The 15,380-nt window shown below is 72.0% G+C and carries 13 protein-coding genes; 2 read left to right on the plus strand and 11 right to left on the minus strand.

The features are described 5' to 3' along the window. Nucleotides 1–103 precede the first annotated feature (103 nt). The 6 genes from ACFVX4_RS03645 to ACFVX4_RS03670 form a co-directional block, all read right to left on the minus strand. The gene (locus ACFVX4_RS03645) at nucleotides 104–571 is read right to left on the minus strand and encodes a DUF1772 domain-containing protein (RefSeq protein ID WP_389972098.1); all 468 of its coding nucleotides are present in this window, start codon (nucleotides 569–571) and stop codon (nucleotides 104–106) included. A gap of 33 nt (nucleotides 572–604) precedes the next feature. Further along, nucleotides 605–2,212, minus strand: coding sequence for a von Willebrand factor type A domain-containing protein (locus tag ACFVX4_RS03650; RefSeq protein WP_389971522.1), 1,608 nt, complete (start codon nucleotides 2,210–2,212; stop codon nucleotides 605–607). A 132-nt stretch (nucleotides 2,213–2,344) separates the two neighbouring features. Continuing rightward, nucleotides 2,345–3,223, minus strand: a complete 879-nt coding sequence (locus ACFVX4_RS03655) for an ABC transporter permease (RefSeq protein WP_385324272.1) — start codon at nucleotides 3,221–3,223, stop codon at nucleotides 2,345–2,347. Then, nucleotides 3,220–5,880, minus strand: a complete 2,661-nt coding sequence (locus ACFVX4_RS03660; RefSeq protein WP_389971525.1) for an alpha/beta fold hydrolase — start codon at nucleotides 5,878–5,880, stop codon at nucleotides 3,220–3,222. Before ACFVX4_RS03660 ends, ACFVX4_RS03655 begins: the two co-directional genes overlap by 4 nt. 176 nt (nucleotides 5,881–6,056) lie before the next feature. Continuing rightward, nucleotides 6,057–6,779: a DUF981 family protein gene (locus ACFVX4_RS03665; RefSeq protein WP_389971527.1), complete on the minus strand. Its 723-nt coding sequence runs from the start codon at nucleotides 6,777–6,779 to the stop codon at nucleotides 6,057–6,059. A gap of 108 nt (nucleotides 6,780–6,887) precedes the next feature. Continuing rightward, nucleotides 6,888–7,490 carry a DUF4291 domain-containing protein gene (locus ACFVX4_RS03670; protein ID WP_389971529.1) on the minus strand — a complete coding sequence of 201 codons (603 nt, stop codon included), beginning with the start codon at nucleotides 7,488–7,490 and terminating at the stop codon, nucleotides 6,888–6,890. A 228-nt stretch (nucleotides 7,491–7,718) separates the two neighbouring features. Here ACFVX4_RS03670 and ACFVX4_RS03675 point away from each other — a divergent pair, with 228 nt between their 5' ends. After that, nucleotides 7,719–8,447 (plus strand): VC0807 family protein, encoded by a 729-nt coding sequence (locus tag ACFVX4_RS03675; protein WP_389971531.1) that lies wholly within the window; start codon nucleotides 7,719–7,721, stop codon nucleotides 8,445–8,447. 176 nt (nucleotides 8,448–8,623) lie between these two features. Continuing rightward, a complete protein-coding gene (locus tag ACFVX4_RS03680) occupies nucleotides 8,624–9,046 on the plus strand; it encodes a hypothetical protein (RefSeq protein WP_389971533.1) in 423 nt (140 codons plus the stop codon). A gap of 66 nt (nucleotides 9,047–9,112) precedes the next feature. On the opposite strand, the gene mmsA is transcribed toward ACFVX4_RS03680, so the two are convergent. Genes mmsA through iolC form a run of 5 tightly spaced genes read right to left on the minus strand, consistent with a single transcriptional unit; the run spans nucleotide 9,113 to nucleotide 15,286 of the window. Next, nucleotides 9,113–10,612, minus strand: a complete 1,500-nt coding sequence (gene mmsA / locus ACFVX4_RS03685) for a CoA-acylating methylmalonate-semialdehyde dehydrogenase (protein ID WP_389971535.1) — start codon at nucleotides 10,610–10,612, stop codon at nucleotides 9,113–9,115. Nucleotides 10,613–10,624: 12 nt separating this feature from the next. After that, a complete protein-coding gene (gene iolD / locus ACFVX4_RS03690; RefSeq protein WP_389971537.1) occupies nucleotides 10,625–12,505 on the minus strand; it encodes a 3D-(3,5/4)-trihydroxycyclohexane-1,2-dione acylhydrolase (decyclizing) in 1,881 nt (626 codons plus the stop codon). Then, on the minus strand, nucleotides 12,502–13,383 hold the full coding sequence (gene iolB / locus ACFVX4_RS03695) for a 5-deoxy-glucuronate isomerase (protein WP_389971539.1): 882 nt from the start codon (nucleotides 13,381–13,383) through the stop codon (nucleotides 12,502–12,504). Before iolB ends, iolD begins: the two co-directional genes overlap by 4 nt. Further along, nucleotides 13,380–14,294 carry a deoxyribose-phosphate aldolase gene (locus ACFVX4_RS03700; protein ID WP_389971541.1) on the minus strand — a complete coding sequence of 305 codons (915 nt, stop codon included), beginning with the start codon at nucleotides 14,292–14,294 and terminating at the stop codon, nucleotides 13,380–13,382. Before ACFVX4_RS03700 ends, iolB begins: the two co-directional genes overlap by 4 nt. After that, nucleotides 14,291–15,286, minus strand: coding sequence for a 5-dehydro-2-deoxygluconokinase (gene iolC, locus ACFVX4_RS03705; RefSeq protein ID WP_389971543.1), 996 nt, complete (start codon nucleotides 15,284–15,286; stop codon nucleotides 14,291–14,293). Before iolC ends, ACFVX4_RS03700 begins: the two co-directional genes overlap by 4 nt. Between the last annotated feature and the right edge of the window lie 94 nt (nucleotides 15,287–15,380).

Below are 15,380 nucleotides of genomic sequence, written 5' to 3' on the forward strand. Positions count from 1 at the left end.
ACGCCAACCTCGTCCGACGGGGAAAAAAGGAACAGTGCACTCTGGAGGAAGCAACGCCTCTTGGTGCTCTGCCCCCCGAGAAAAAAGGCCCCGCCCCACCGGCCTAGAACTCCGCTCCGACCACGGCCAGCAGGCCGAACGCCGCGAGGGACAGGGCCGTCCGCACCCGGTGGAGCCTGTTCCAGGGGGACTCGAACGCCGCGCGGGCCGCGCTGTCGTCGCCTCCCTCGGACTCCGCGAGCGCCTTGTTCAGCGGGATGTTGCCGGCGATCGTGATCAGGTGGCCGGCGACCGCGCAGACCAGCGCCGCGACGGCGAGCGCCCGGTCCGAGCCGCCGTCGCCGCCGAGGGCCACGACGGCCGGGAAGGCGATCACACCGAGGAAGAGGACCAGGAAGGCCGGACCCGGCACCTTCTCGTTGAAGCGGCGCATGGCGGCCGTGAACCGCTCGTCGGGCAGTGCCGCGATGCCCGGCATGATCGCGATCAGGAAGGTCAGCATGAATCCGGCGTAGAGGCCCGTCGTGATCACGGCGAGCGCCAGGAACAGGGAGGAGGACATGGTGGCCATCATGTCCTCGGCGGGCGTGCCGCCGCTCCCCGTTCAGCCCAGTTCGCCCTCCGGCGCTCCCCCGGAACCGCCGTCGCCCGAGCCGCCCTTGAGCCGGTCGGCCTGTCCGATCATGGTCGCCAGCTTCCGCACCGACTCGTCCTCGGTCCCGGACGCCAGCTCCCTTGCCCGCGAGGCGAGTTCACCGAGTCCGGGCGCGCCCGGCAGCTGTTCGCCGCGCAGCGCCTCGGCGAAGTACGCGGCGACCGCGGTCACTTGGAGGCGCTTGCTGTCACCGCCCCACAGCGGGCCGTCGATCGCGTTCGTCCCGACCGTGCCCTGCTGCTCGTGCGGTGCCCGGGTCCTGGGGTCCAGCCAGCGCACGGTCGCCGTCGCCACATGGCCGGAGGCGCCCGCCCTGAGGCGTACGGCGTAGAGCGCCGTCACCGTGTGGCCGGGGCCGACCTCGCCGCCGTCGACGCGGTCGTTGCGGAAGTCCTCGTCGGCGACCTTGCGGTCCTCGTACCCGATGAGCTTGAACTGCTCGACGGTGTCCCGGTCGAAGGCGACCTGGGCCTTGGCATCGCGCGCCGTCAGTTCGAGGTGTGCGGGCAGCTGGTCGACGAAGACCTTGCGGGCCTGGTCCTCGTCGGCGATGTACGTGGTGTGGCCGTCGCCCTTGTTGGTGAGCTGCTCCATCAGCGCGTCGCCGTAGTCGCTGCCGACGCCGACCCCGAAGAGGGTGATGCCGTAGTCGCGGCGGGCGGAGCCGATGCGTTCCAGGATGGCTTCGGCGTCGGTCTCGCCGGTGTTGGCGAGGGCGTCGGAGAGCAGGACGACCCGGTTGTCGGCGCCTTCGACCCGGCCGTCGACCGCCTCGTCGTACCCGCGGCGGATGCCGGCTTCGACGTTGGTGGAGTCGGTGGCCTCCATGGAGTCGACCCGGTCGCGGATCCTGCCGCGGTGGTCCCGCAGCCGGGTCATCGGCAGCAGGGTCTTCGCCTCGTCGCTGAAGGTGACCAGGGAGACCGAGTCGTCGTCGCGGAGTTCGTCGGTGAGGATGCCCAGCGACTTCTTCACCAGGTCGAGGCGGCCGGTCTCGGCCATCGAGCCGGAGATGTCGACGACGAAGGTGAGCGCGGCGGGCGGGCGTTCGTCACGGGCGGGAGCGGCCCGGGTGGCCAGGCCCACCCGCACCAGCGACCAGTCGCCGCCCTTGCCCCCGGCGCGGGCCCCGTCGACGTTCACGGTGAAGCCGTTGCCGTCCGGGCGTCGGTAGCCCTGGCGGAAGCTGTTGACGAACTCCTCGGGCCGCACGGTGGACGGATCCGGCAGGCCACCGTCCCCGAGGGTGCGGCGCGCGTAGCCGTACGAGGCGGTGTCGACGTCCAGGGCGAAGGTGGAGAGGTAGTCGGGCGGTGCGGACTCCCGCAGCCCGTCCTGCTTCTTCGCCCCGTCGCTGTCGTCGGCGGCGCCGCCCGACGCGGCGGGTGCGGGCGCCGGGAGCGGGCCGCCGCCGCCCCGGCCGTCGGAGGCGGTCTTGTTCCCGGTCGACGTCCCCGAGCACCCGGTGAGCAGCACCCCGCCCGCCAGCAGCACCCCGAGCGCACCCTGCCAGGTCCGCACGTACCGTTTCGCGTACTTGCCTGTCCGGCGTTCCATCGCCTGCCCCCAACGTCGTCGTGCCAGCACTTGTGAATGTGACGTGCGAGACGGCACCGGGGAGCGGACGAAGACATTGCGGATGGGTCTCGATGCGGCAACGGAGGGCGGGAGAGCGGCGGAACGTCAAGGTCAGGACACGATGTCCTTACGACTGAACCCGCGGAAGGCGAGAGCGAACAGGATCAGGGCATACGTCACCGAGATCGCCGCGCCCTTGACCATGCCGCCCCATTCGATGCCGGGCTGGAGCGCGTCCGCCCAGGCGAACTGCCAGTGCGCGGGCAGGAATTCGCGCCAGGACCCGAGCGCGGTGACGGCGTCCAGCACATTGCCGACGATGGTCAGCCCGACCGCGCCGCCGACCGCGCCCAGCGGGGCGTCGGTCTTCGTGGACAGCCAGAACGCCAGCCCGGCGGTGACCAGTTGGGACACGAAGACGAACGCGACGACGAGTGCGAGCCGTGGCACGGTCTGCGAGGCCGCGAGCGCTCCCCCGGTGGGCAGTTCGAGCGGCCCCCAGCCGTACGCGACGGCTCCCGCGGCCAGCGCGACGAGCGGCAGCAGCACCATCGCGGCCAGGCTGAAGCCGAGGGCCACGACGAGCTTGCTCCACAGCAGCCTGGCCCGTGGCACGGGCGCCGCCAGCAGATAGCGCAGCGACGACCAGCTCGCCTCGGAGGCGACGGTGTCCCCGCAGAACAGCGCGACCGGGACCACGAGCAGGAACCCGGCGGAGACGAACAGGCAGGTCGCGGCGAAGTTCGCGGCGGACGCGGTCGCGGTGTCCATCAGGGTGATCCGGTCGCCGGCGCCGCCCCGCGAGTCCGGGGTGCCGCCGATCGCGAACGCGATGATCAGGATGAACGGCAGCGCGGCCAGCACCCCGCCCATGAGCAGGGTGCGGCGCCTGCGCAGCTGGCGTACCGCCTCGACGCGCAGCGGCAGGGTGTGCCGGGCACGGTAGCCGGGGGCTTCGGCGCTCCCGGTGAGTTCGACTGCGGCACTCATGCGGAGCCTCCGGAGATCAGGGTGAGGAACGCGTCCTCCAGGCGGCGGTGCGGTCCGACACCGGTCAACGGCACGTCCAGCCTGACCAGTTCGGCGATCAGCCCGGACGAGGTGGTGCCGTCGAGCCGGACCAGCAGTCCGAGGCCGTCGTCGGTGCGGACCGCCGAGCCGATCCCGGCCAGGGCGGCGATCTTCTCCACGAGCGGTTCGGCGACCTCCTGCGCGGTGGTGACGAGCAGCATGTCGCCGGAGCCGGTGATCTCGGCGACCGGGCCCGCCTGGACGAGCCGGCCGCGGTCCATGACCACGAGGTGGGTGCAGGACTGCTCGACCTCGGAGAGCAGGTGGCTGGAGACGATGACGGTCCGGCCCCCGGCCGCGTAACGGATCATCACGTCACGCATCTCGCGGATCTGGGGCGGGTCGAGGCCGTTGGTCGGCTCGTCGAGGATGAGCAGGTCCGGCAGGCCGAGCATGGCCTGGGCGATGGCAAGCCGCTGCCGCATGCCCTGCGAGTAGGTACGGACGGCGCGGGCCAGGGCGTCGCCGAGCCCGGCGATCTCCAGGGCCTCCGCCAGGTGCGCGTCCTCGGCGGGACGCCCGGTGGCCTGCCAGTACAGCTCCAGGTTGGCGCGCCCGGACAGGTGCGGCAGGAATCCGGCGCCCTCGACGAACGAGCCGACCCGGGACAGTACGGGTGCGCCCGGCCGGACGGCCTGCCCGAAGACCCGGATCTCGCCGTCGTCGGGGGTGATGAGCCCCATCAGCATGCGCAGCGTCGTGGTCTTGCCCGCACCGTTGGGACCGAGGAGACCGAGCACCTGCCCCTTCTCGACCCGGAAGGACAGTTCCTTCACGGCGTACCGGTCGCTGGACTTGGCGTACTTCTTCGACAGGCCGGTGATCTGGAGGGGTACGTCGGCGAGCGCCGGATCGGGTGCGGGCGTCGCGGTGCGGCGGCGGGCGGTGAGCAGCAGCAGGGCGGCGATCACCACGGCGGCGGCCGGGAGCCCCCAGGTCCACCAGGGCAGGGTGGCGGGCGCGGTCTTCAGGCCGGGGGCGGTGGGGACGGTCAGCGGGCCGGCGGGGGTCACGGTGTACGTCGTCGGCTCGGCCGGTGAGGCGTAGCCGAGGTCGGTGGCGGAGAGGACGAGCCGGAGCCGGTGTCCCGCGTCGAACCGGTGGTCGATGGCGGGGAGGGTCAGCCGGATCCCCTTGCCCTGCTGGTCCGGGGTGATCCGGAAGGGGGCGACGAGCTGGGAGGGCAGCAACTGCTGCTTGCCGTCCGGCGACACGTCGTACACCTTGCCGAACAGCACCGCGTCGCCCTGCCGCGCCTCGACGTCGACCCGGACGGTCGGCGAGCCGGTGACGCTCAGCGTGCTGTCCAGCGGGGCCGAGTCGAAGCGGGCGTACTGCCCGGGGAAGTCGATCGAGAACCCGACGCCGAGCGACGAGAGCTGGGCGAGACCGCCGCCGACTCCGGGGACGGCGGAGATGGCGGGCGGGTTGGCGCCGGCGGGGTTGCGGAAGGTCTGCGTGCGACGGCCCAGGTCGACGTTGCGCGTGCCGTTGTCCAGCCCCGGGTAGGTGTCGCTGCTCGCCCCGCGTACCAGGGTGGCCCCGTCGGTGGAGTCGATGCCTCCGGTGCGGGTGACGCGGAAGCCGGGCCCGGTGTCGGCGCCCTTGTCGTCCTTGAGGTAGCGGTCGAACCAGTCGCCGATCCGCCGTTGGACGCGGTCGGTCTCCAGGTTGCCGCCGTCGTGCCCGCCGGCGATCCAGTCGACGGCGACCGGTGCGCCGTTGCCGCTGATGGCCCTGGCCATGGCGTCGGCCTGGCCGAGCGGGAAGAGGGAGTCGGACTGTCCCTGCACGATGAGCGCGGGCACCTCGATGCGGTCGGCGACGGCGCTCGGTGACCGTTCGGTCAGCAGCGCACGCGCGGCGGCGTCCGGCTTTCCGCTGACGGCGACCCGTTCGTACATCTCGCAGAGCCGCTTCTCGAACTTCTGGCAGCCGCCGCCGGTGGTGACGAAGATTCCGGCCCAGAGCTTCTTGAAGACCCCGTCGGGGAAGAGGGCGTCGGCGAGGTTCCAGTACGTGATCTGCGGTGCGACGGCGTCGACGCGCTTGTCGTACCCGGCGGCGAGGAGCGAGACGGCTCCGCCGTAGGAGGCCCCGGTGATCCCGACGCGGGGGTCGCCCTTCGCGTCGAGTTCCACCTCGGACCGGTCCGCGAGCCAGTCGATCAGCCGGGACACGTCCTTGGCCTCGTGGTCGGGGTCGTTGAGCCCGATGTCGCCGCCCGACTTGCCGAACCCGCGGGCGGACCAGGTCAGCACGGCGTACCCGGAGCGGGCCAACTGCTCGGCCTGCGCCCGCACATCGTCCTTGCTGCCGCCGAAGCCGTGCCCGATCAGCACGGCGGGCCGGCGCCCGCTGCCACCGGCGGTGAAGTACGAGGTGTCGATGGACACCCCGTCGGCCTTCATCATCCGGTCCTGGCGGTGCACGGCGGGCCCGCTGTCGTCGGCCGCGGCGTTCCAGGTGCCCGCACCGGCCAGCACGGCGAGCGCCGCCAGGCCCGCGGCCCACCGGCCGCGTCTGCGGTGCGGCAGCCGCCGCCACCGGGACCTGCTCGCTTCGGGAGTCTCCATGATGCGACCCTAAGCGGGCCGCCGCGGCGTGCGGCCAGCCACTGGGCGGAAGTCTCCGGCCTCCTTGCGGCGTACGGCGCCCGGCGCCCGTACTCCATGCGCGGTATGCCGGGCCGTTCGCGCGCACAGGGCCATCGGATGCGGAGCATGCGGCACCGGGAACAGCGGCGGGCGGCTCACATGGTGTTGACGATGAGGCCGATGTGGGTGAAGTAGTTGAGCCCGCCGAAGAGCAGGAACGCCAGACCGGCCAGTCCCCAGACGACACCGGTCACCGGAGCCATCCAGCTCGACGGCCGGCGCAGCACGAACGGGAACAGCAGGGCGCCGATGCCCACCAGGACGTACAGCCCGGACATGAAGCTCGCCTCCAGGATCGGCCACCGCGCGAACTCCCCGGAGATGGGCTCCTCGGGCGGTGCGGCGAAGAGGGTGTACTTCCAGCCCGCGGCGGCGATTCCGAAGCAGGCAAGCCCGAGCCCGAACACGAAGACCGAGATGGGCATGGCGACACGGGCCGATCGGACGATGCGGTCCGCGCTGTTGAGTTCGGCTCCGCGTCTCCAGAGGTAGAAGGACGCGGCGAAGAGGAAGACACCGAAGGCGAGCGCCGGTTCGCCGAAGATGATGTTGTCGAACGGGAAGCCCTGTCCGGCGAGCGGCCAGGTCAGGGTCATGTGGAGGCCCGTGGTGACCAGGGTGAAGCCGAGGGCCCCGAACGCGAGGACCCAGCCTTCGGGGTTGATGGTGCGTCCGGTCGTGAGGAGCTGGCGCCCCAGCGCCACCACGAGCAGCAGCCCCGCGCCGGCGGCCACCGACATGATCGTGTTGTACGTCGGCATCCTGGCCCAGTCGATCTTCAGGCCGGATGCCGCCAGGGGGATGACATGGTGGATCATCCCGGGAGCGTATCGATGGATATGCACCCGATGCGGCATTTGCCTACTCGCCCGAGTCGCAGGTACGTGCCATGTTCCCGCGCCCCGGCCGTTCGGCCCGGCAGCGGGTCAGACGGCCGCTGCCGGGAGCGGGACGCCGCCCGGCGGGTACGGCGACTCCGAGGGCAGCAGTCCTGCCGCGTCGTCGAGCCGCCCGGCACGCACCAGTTCGCGGACGTGCCGGGCGAGCGGGGTGACGTCGCGGATCGACACCGTCCACTCGTCCGCGTACCGCCGTGACGCCTCGCCGGAGAGCCCGAGCTGAAGGGAGCGGTACGGCAGCCGGTCCAGGCGGAGGTCGCGCTCGGGGTCCCACTGGACGCGGGCCGGGGCACGGCGCAGGTTCCGCCGCCAGGTGTCGCGGTCCGGGTGGACTCCCCTGGCGTAGTGCGAGAGTTCGGCGTTCCCCAGGGCCCAGTCGAAGCCCTCGCGGGTGATCTCGACAGCCAGGACGGTCTCCTGCCCCTCCTTCACGGCCCAGCCGCAGCGGTACATCATCCACAGGAAGCTCGGCTTGATCCATGTCATGCGGTCGCGCTTCCAGGCGTCGGGGAAGCGCCCGTCACGGACGGCGGGAAGGCCGATGAGGGGTGCGTACGCCTGGTACACGGTGACGGTGGTGTCCGTGTGCTGGGCGCGGATCTCGTACTGCGGCCTGGTCGGAGCGGTCATGGCCCCCATCAGAGCACCGGTCCGCCGGGCGCGGCGAACGGTTTACCGGCGCACCGGAGTCCGGGATTCCGCCGGGTGGTGAACGGGCGCGTCACCGGCGGGGGCTGACATTCGTCATACGGAGCTCGGTACACCCGGCTCTGCCGGGCACCGGGCCCCGGCGGCCAGTCTGTACGTATCGAGAGCGGGGCCGCGAAGGCACCCGCCGATACGGGAGAGGAACCCGCGATGACCAGCCCGGCAGCCACAGTCACCGCCCCTGTCGCAGATGCTCCGGCCGCCACCGCCCCGTTCGCGCCGCGCAAGGCTCTGCTGGACAGCCTGATCCCGCTGCTCGTGGATGTGGGGGTGCCGCTCCTCTCGTACTACGCCCTGAAGGCGGCGGGCCTGAGCACCTTCGCCGCGCTGGCCTGGAGCAGTGTGCTGCCGGCCCTGCGCACCGTGTGGGGCGTGGTGCGCAAGCGGCAGCTCAACGGGCTGGCGGCGCTGATGGTGACGGTCAACGCGGTCAGCCTGGTGACGAGCCTGGTGGTCGGCGACCCCCGGCTGATGCTCGCCAAGGACAGCGGGGTGAGCAGCATCATCGGGCTCGTGATCCTGGTGACCGCGCTGAAGGGGCAGCCGATGATGAGCGCGGGGGTGCGGCCGATGCTGGTCAAGGGCGACGCGGCCAAGGACACCGCCTGGCAGCGGCTCTCGGCCGGGTCGGCGGCGTTCCGGCGGGCGGAGATCCGGTTCTCGGCGGTGTGGGGTGCGGCGCTGCTGGGCGAGTGCGTGGTGCGGGCCGTGGGCGCGTACACGGTGCCGGTGGAGACGATGGTGTGGCTCGGCACGGTGATCATGGTGGCGACCTTGGTGCTCGCGTTCCTGGTCTCGGGGCGGGTGGGCGCGGTCCCGATGGAGCGGATGATCGCCGAGGAGGCCGGTGCCGCGAAGGCGGCGGACACCGTGCGCTGACGGGCCGGGCCCGGGGAGGGGCCGGAGGGGGAGCTGCTCGTGGCTCCCCCTCCGGCCCCTCCCCGTGCGCCGACGATTACCCCGGAGGTAATTGAGCGGGCACCGTGACCGTCCCTACCGTTCCCGTACAGGCATGCGTTCCCTGCGCGACCGCATGACAACGGAAGGAAGACCTCATGATGTCGTCCCAGAACGCGAGCGCGGTCCGGTCGGCGGGCACGGCCCGTTCCGACCGTCTCCTACGGACGGCCCTCGTCGCGGACGTGATCCTCACCGGCGCGAACGGCATCGGCTACCTCGTGCTCGCCACGGTCCTGGACTCGTTCCTCGGCGTGCCCCGCTCGGTGCAGTACCCGGTGGGTGTGTTCCTCACGGTGTACGCCCTGTGGGTGCTGACCGTCTCCCGCCAGGAGAACATCGGCCGCGGCGCGGTGACCGCCGTCATCACGCTCAACGTGGCGTGGGCCGTGGCCAGTGTGGTGGCCGTCGTCGTGGACGCGCTGACCGCCACGGGCGCCGGCAACGGCTGGATCGTGTTCCAGGGCCTGGTGGTGGCGGCGATGGGCGCACTCCAGTACGCGGGCCTGCGGCGGCTGTGAGGCGTACGGCGACGGCCCGTACGGATGCGCGACGCATCCGTACAGGCCGTCGGGCCGGGCCGCCGATCAGTGGTTGCGGGGGAAGCCCAGGTCCACGCCCGCCGGGGCGTCGGCCGGATCCGGCCAGCGGGTGGTGACGACCTTGCCGCGGGTGTAGAAGTGCACGCCGTCGTTGCCGTAGATGTGGTGGTCGCCGAAGAGGGAGTCCTTCCAGCCACCGAAGGAGTGGTAGCCCACCGGCACCGGGATCGGCACGTTGACGCCGACCATGCCGGCCTCGACCTCCAGCTGGAAGCGGCGGGCGGCGCCGCCGTCCCGGGTGAAGATCGCGGTGCCGTTGCCGAACGGCGAGGCGTTCATGAGGGCGACGCCCTCCTCGTAGGTCTCGGTGCGCAGGACGCACAGGACCGGGCCGAAGATCTCGTCCTTGTACGCGTCCGAGTCGGTGGACACGTTGTCGAGGAGGGAGAGGCCGATCCAGTGGCCGTCCTCGAAGCCCTCGACGGTGAAGCCGGTGCCGTCCAGGACGACGTCGGCACCCTGGGCCGCGGCGCCCGTGACGTAGGAGGCGACCTTGTCGCGGTGGGCGGCGGTGATCAGCGGGCCCATCTCGGAGGCCGGGTCGTTGCCGGGGCCGATCTTGATCTTCTCGGCGCGCTCCTTGATCTTCGCGACCAGCTCGTCGGCGATGGAGCCGACCGCGACGACCGCGGAGATCGCCATGCAGCGCTCACCGGCGGAGCCGTACGCGGCGGAGACGGCGGCGTCGGCCGCGGCGTCGAGATCCGCGTCCGGCAGCACCAGCATGTGGTTCTTCGCGCCGCCGAGCGCCTGGACGCGCTTGCCGTTGGCGGAGGCGGTGGCGTGGATGTACCGGGCGATCGGGGTGGAGCCCACGAAGGAGACCGCGGCGACGTCCGGGTGGTTCAGCAGCCCGTCGACGGCGACCTTGTCACCGTGCAGGACGTTCAGCACACCGTCCGGCAGACCGGCCTCGGCGGCCAGCTCGGCCAGCAGGTTGGCGGCCGACGGGTCCTTCTCGCTGGGCTTGAGCACGAAGGTGTTCCCGCAGGCGATGGCGAGCGGGAACATCCACATCGGCACCATGGCCGGGAAGTTGAACGGGGTGATGCCCGCGACGACGCCGAGGGACTGGCGGATCGAGGAGACGTCGACCCGGCTGGAGACCTGGGTGGACAGCTCGCCCTTGAGCTGGGTGGTGATGCCGCAGGCCAGCTCGACGATCTCCAGACCGCGGGCGACCTCGCCCAGCGCGTCCGAGTGCACCTTGCCGTGCTCGGCGGTGATCAGCGCGGCGATCTCGTCGCGGTGGGCGTCGAGCAGTGCCCGGTAGCGGAACAGGACCGCGGTGCGGGCGGCCAGCGAGGACGTGCCCCAGGTGGCGTAGGCGTCCTTGGCGGCGGCGACCGCGGCGTCGACCTCTTCGAGGGAGGCGAGCGCGACCTGGGTGGTGACGGCGCCGGTGGCCGGGTCGGTGACCGGGCCGTAGTTGCCCGACGCGCCCTCGACGGTCTTGCCACCGATCCAGTGGTTGACGGTCTTCATGACAGAACTCCTTCAGAGGTGGTGGCGTCGGTCGGCGACGTGGCGGTCGTACTCTTCCCGGGCTCTCACGGCCGACGGCCGGGTGGCCGTTTCGGCTACGGGAACATCCCACCACGCCTGTGCCGGAGGGGGGCCCGACACAATGTCTGCCGTTTCGGTCTCGACGTAGACACAAGTGGGACGGTCCGCGGCCCGCGCCTCGGCGAGGGCTTCGCGCAGGTCACACACGGTCTTGGCACGCAGCACCCGCATGCCGAGGGAGCCGGCGTTGGCCGCGAGATCGACGGGGAGCGGCGGGCCGGTGAACGTGCCGTCCGCGGCGCGGTGCCGGTAGGCGGTGCCGAGGCGCTCGGCGCCGACCTGCTCGGAGAGGCCGCCGATGGACGCGTAGCCGTGGTTCTGGAGGACGACCAGCTTCACGGGGAGTTCCTGCTGCACCGCGGTGACGATCTCGGTGGGATTCATCAGATACGTGCCGTCGCCGACGAGCGCCCAGACGGGGCGGCCGGGGGCGGCCAGCTGGACTCCGATCGAGGCCGGGATCTCGTAGCCCATGCAGGAGTAGCCGTACTCCACGTGGTACTGGTGCGGGGAGCGGGCGCGCCAGAGTTTGTGCAGGTCGCCGGGGAGCGAACCGGCCGCGTTGATCAGGATGTCGTCCTCGGTGACGAGGGCGTCGAGCAGGCCGAGGACCTGGGCCTGGGTGGGCCGGGCGTGCGGGTCCTCGGCGGTGAACGCGGCGGTGACGCGCTGCTCCCACCGCTCCTTGGCGTCGGTGTACTCCGTCTCGTAGGCGGGGTCGACGCGGTGGTTGCGGGCGGCGAGCGCGGCGGTGAGCGCTTCGAGGGCGGCGCGGGCGTCGGCGACGAGCGGGAGGGCGCCGAGCTTGTGGGCGTCGAAGCCGGTGATGTTGACGTTGAGGAAGCGGACCGCCGGGTTCGAGAAGAGCGTGGCGGAGGCGGTGGTGAAGTCGGAGTAGCGGGTGCCGATGCCGATGACCAGGTCGGCGGTGCGGGCCAGCTCGTCGGCGGTCGCGGTGCCGGTATGGCCGATGCCGCCCACGTCGGCGGGGTGGTCGTGGCGCAGCGAGCCCTTGCCGGCCTGGGTGGAGGCGACGGGGATGCGGGTGGCGGCGGCGAACGCGGCGAGGGTCTCCTCGGCCGCGCTGTGGTGGACCCCGCCGCCCGCCACGATCAGCGGCCGGCGGGCGCCGCGCACCGCCCGTACCGCCCGGTCGAGTTCGTACGGATCGGGGGCGGGGCGGCGTACGTACCAGACGCGCTCGGCGAAGAACTCCTCCGGCCAGTCGTACGCCTGGGCCTGTACGTCCTGCGGCAGCGCGAGCGTCACCGCACCCGTCTCCGCCGGGTCGGTCAGGGTCCGCATGGCCTGGAGGGCGGCCGGTACCAGGGCCTCGGGGCGGGTGATCCGGTCGAAGTAGCGGGAGACGGGGCGCAGACAGTCGTTGACGGAGATGTCGCCCGCGGACGGGACCTCCAGTTGCTGGAGCACGGGGTCGGCGGGCCGGGTCGCGAAGGTGTCCCCGGGCAGGAGGAGGACGGGGAGGCGGTTGACGGTGGCGAGGGCGGCGCCGGTGACGAGGTTGGTGGCGCCGGGGCCGATGGAGGTGGTGACGGCGTGCGCGGAGAGCCGGCCCGACTGGCGGGCGTAGCCGACGGCGGCGTGCACCATGGCCTGTTCGTTGCGGCCCTGGAGGTAGGGCATCGCACGGCCGGACTCGACGAGCGCCTGGCCGACCCCGGCGACGTTGCCATGGCCGAAGATGCCCCAGGTGGCGCCGATCAGGCGCCGGCGTCGGCCGTCGCGCTCGGTGTACTGGCGGGACAGGAAGGACACCAGGGCCTGCGCCGTGGTGAGGCGGCGGGTACTCATGGGCGTGCCTCCGTCCCGTAGAACGGCAGTCTGGGGTCCACCGGCTGCGAGGGCCAGGTGTCGCGGATCCAGCCGTGGTCCGGGTGGTCGCTGATCAGCCACTCCCGCTGCTCCCCCGGGCCCGCCATCACATTGAGGTAGTAGAGGGTGCGGCCGGGTGAGGCGATGGAGGGGCCGTGCCAGCCGTCGGGGATCAGGACCGCGTCGCCGCTGCGGACCTCGGCGAGGACATCCGTACCGCCGTCCCGGGAGGGTGACACCCGGTGGTAGCCGAGGCCGTCGTGCTCCACCTCGAAGTAGTAGATCTCCTCCAGCACGGACTCGGCGCCGGGGCGGTGCTCGTCGTGCTTGTGCGGTGGGTAGGACGACCAGTTGCCGCCGGGGGTGAGGACCTCGACGGCGATCAGCCGGTCGCACTCGAAGGTGTCGGCGGCGGCGAAGTTGTTGACCTGGCGGGAGCAGTTCCCGGAGCCGCGCAGCTCGACGGGCACCTCCGGCGCGGGGCCGTAGCGAGCGGGGAGTCGTCGCTCGCACTTCGCTCCTGCCAGGGCGAAGCGGCCTCCTGCGCCGGAGGCGATCTGTGCTCGGGCGTCACGCGGTACATAGGCGAAGTCGGATACCCCGCTGAACACGCTTTCCCGGCCCAGCAGTTCAAAGATCTCACCTGAGGAGTGCACCGTACAGCCACCGGTCAACGGCAGAACGATCCACTCGCTCTCTCCGGTGACAAGCGTGTGAACTTCACCGGGCCCGAGCTCCAGGACACGCAGACTCGACCGGTCCCAGCCGGCCCGCTCCGGGTCGATGTCGAGGGTGCAGGAGCCGCTCGCCGTGCTCCCGGCCCTCAGGTGGTGGCGCGGTTCGTGGTCCGTCGTCATGTTCTCGGCTCCATTTCTCTCGGTTCCAGCAGGGAAACAGCCGTGTCGACGGCCGCGGCCACCTCTCCGTCGGCCGGATAGAGCAGCGAACGCCCCACCACCAGCCCCTGGACGGTCGGCAGCCGCAGCGCCGTGCGCCACTTCTCGAACGCTCCGTCGAGGTCGTCGCCCACCTCCCCGCCCAGCAGCACCGCGGGCAGCGTCGACGCCTCCATCACCCGGGCCATGTCGTCGGGGTCCTCGGTGACGGGGACCTTGAGCCAGGTGTACGCGGACGTCCCGGCCAGCCCGGACGCGATGGCGATCGAGGTGGTGACCGCCTCCGCGCCGAGGTCGTTGCGGACATGGCCGTCGGCGCGGCGGCAGAGGAACGGTTCGACGAAGACCGGCAGCCGGTGTGCGGCCATGGCGTCGATGGCTCGGGCGGTGGCATGCATGGTGTCGAGCGAGCCGGGGTCGTCGTAGTCGATGCGGAGCAGCAGTTTGCCCGCGTCGAAGCGGAGGCGGGCGAGGTCCTCGGGGCGGTGGCCGGTGAACCGGTCGTCGAGTTCGAAGGCCGCGCCCGCGAGTCCGCCGCGGTTCATCGAGCCGATGACGACCTTGTTCTCCAACGCGCCGAGGAGCAGCAGGTCGTCGAGGATGTCGGCGGTGGCGAGCACTCCGTCGACGCCGGGGCGGGAGAGGGCCAGGCGGAGCCGTTCCAGCAGCTCGAAGCGGTTGGCCATGGCCAGTGCGCGGTCGCCGACGGCGAGGGAGCCACGGGCCGGATGGTCCGCCGCGATGATCATCAGCCGTCCGCCGCTGCCGACCAGGGGGCGTCTGCGGCGGCGCGCGGCGGCCTCGGCGACGGCCTCGGGGTGGCGCATGCGCAACTGGACGAGTTCGGAGACGGAGGAGGCCGCGGGCGTCATGGGGTGGCTCCGGTGGGGCGGGAGGTGACGGCGCCTTCGGTCAGGGCCGCTTCGACTTCGTACGGGAACGGCATGGCGGACGAGCAGGCGAGCCGGGAGGCGACGATGGCCCCCGCGGCGTTGGCGTACCGCATGATGCGCCCGGTCTCCCAGCCCGCGAGGAGTCCGTGGCAGAGCGCCCCGCCGAAGGCGTCGCCGGCGCCGAGGCCGTTGACGACCTCGACGGGCAGCGGCGGCACTTCGGCCACCGCGCCGTCGCGGTGGACGGCGAGGACACCCTCGGGACCCTGTTTGACGACGGCGAGTTCGACGCCGGCGCCGATCAACGCGCGGGCGGCCGCGTGCGGTTCGCGCTCGCCGGTCGCGATCTCGCACTCGTCGAGGTTGCCGACGGCGACGGTGGCGAGGGCCAGGGCCTCGCGGTAGCAGGCGGTGGGGCCGTCCTGCGACGCGTCCTGCGCGGTGTCCCAGAACATCGGGCGCCAGTCGAGGTCGAAGACGGTGATGCCGGAGCGGTCGCGGGCGCGCAGTGCGGCGAGGGTCGCGGTCCGGCTCGGTTCGGCGCACAGCCCGGTGCCCGTCATCCAGAAGACCCGGGCGGACCGGATGGCTTCGAGGTCCAGCTCCGAGGTGTGGATCTCCAGATCGGGGGCCTTGGGCTGCCGGTAGAAGTAGAGGGGGAAGTCGTCGGGCGGGAAGATCTCGCAGAAGGTGACCGGTGTCGGATACGCGTCGACCGGCGTCACCCACCGGTCGTCCACCCCGAACTCCCGCAGCTGGTGGTGGAGATACTCCCCGAAGGCGTCCCGGCCGGTGCGTGTCACCACCGCCGTCCGCCGGCCGAGCCGGGCCGCCGCGACGGCGACGTTGGACGGCGAGCCGCCGAGGAACTTCCCGAAGGTGTCGACCCGGGCCAGTGGCAGACCGGCCTGAAGGGGGTAGAGATCCACACCGATGCGGCCCATGGTGATGACGTCGTACCGCTCAGGCATAACCATCCCTTCGACCGGCGTGACTGCCTCCAGGTCCAGCGTCCTTCGTCCGGAACATGCCGGGCTCGCGTGCCCCGGTGCCTGATCCGGCCTG

The sequence above is a fragment of the Streptomyces sp. NPDC058240 genome, assembly GCF_042882135.1.
Lineage (GTDB): Bacteria > Actinomycetota > Actinomycetes > Streptomycetales > Streptomycetaceae > Streptomyces.

What these genes read in the sequence shown, in the direction of transcription:
- ACFVX4_RS03645 (WP_389972098.1), bottom strand. Translation starts at nt 571, where the DNA reads ATGGCCACCATGTCCTCCTCCCTGTTCCTGGCGCTCGCCGTGATCACG.
- ACFVX4_RS03650 (WP_389971522.1), bottom strand. Translation starts at nt 2,212, where the DNA reads ATGGAACGCCGGACAGGCAAGTACGCGAAACGGTACGTGCGGACCTGG.
- ACFVX4_RS03655 (WP_385324272.1), bottom strand. Translation starts at nt 3,223, where the DNA reads ATGAGTGCCGCAGTCGAACTCACCGGGAGCGCCGAAGCCCCCGGCTAC.
- ACFVX4_RS03660 (WP_389971525.1), bottom strand. Translation starts at nt 5,880, where the DNA reads ATGGAGACTCCCGAAGCGAGCAGGTCCCGGTGGCGGCGGCTGCCGCAC.
- ACFVX4_RS03665 (WP_389971527.1), bottom strand. Translation starts at nt 6,779, where the DNA reads ATGATCCACCATGTCATCCCCCTGGCGGCATCCGGCCTGAAGATCGAC.
- ACFVX4_RS03670 (WP_389971529.1), bottom strand. Translation starts at nt 7,490, where the DNA reads ATGACCGCTCCGACCAGGCCGCAGTACGAGATCCGCGCCCAGCACACG.
- ACFVX4_RS03675 (WP_389971531.1), top strand. Translation starts at nt 7,719, where the DNA reads ATGACCAGCCCGGCAGCCACAGTCACCGCCCCTGTCGCAGATGCTCCG.
- ACFVX4_RS03680 (WP_389971533.1), top strand. Translation starts at nt 8,624, where the DNA reads ATGATGTCGTCCCAGAACGCGAGCGCGGTCCGGTCGGCGGGCACGGCC.
- mmsA (WP_389971535.1), bottom strand. Translation starts at nt 10,612, where the DNA reads ATGAAGACCGTCAACCACTGGATCGGTGGCAAGACCGTCGAGGGCGCG.
- iolD (WP_389971537.1), bottom strand. Translation starts at nt 12,505, where the DNA reads ATGAGTACCCGCCGCCTCACCACGGCGCAGGCCCTGGTGTCCTTCCTG.
- iolB (WP_389971539.1), bottom strand. Translation starts at nt 13,383, where the DNA reads ATGACGACGGACCACGAACCGCGCCACCACCTGAGGGCCGGGAGCACG.
- ACFVX4_RS03700 (WP_389971541.1), bottom strand. Translation starts at nt 14,294, where the DNA reads ATGACGCCCGCGGCCTCCTCCGTCTCCGAACTCGTCCAGTTGCGCATG.
- iolC (WP_389971543.1), bottom strand. Translation starts at nt 15,286, where the DNA reads ATGCCTGAGCGGTACGACGTCATCACCATGGGCCGCATCGGTGTGGAT.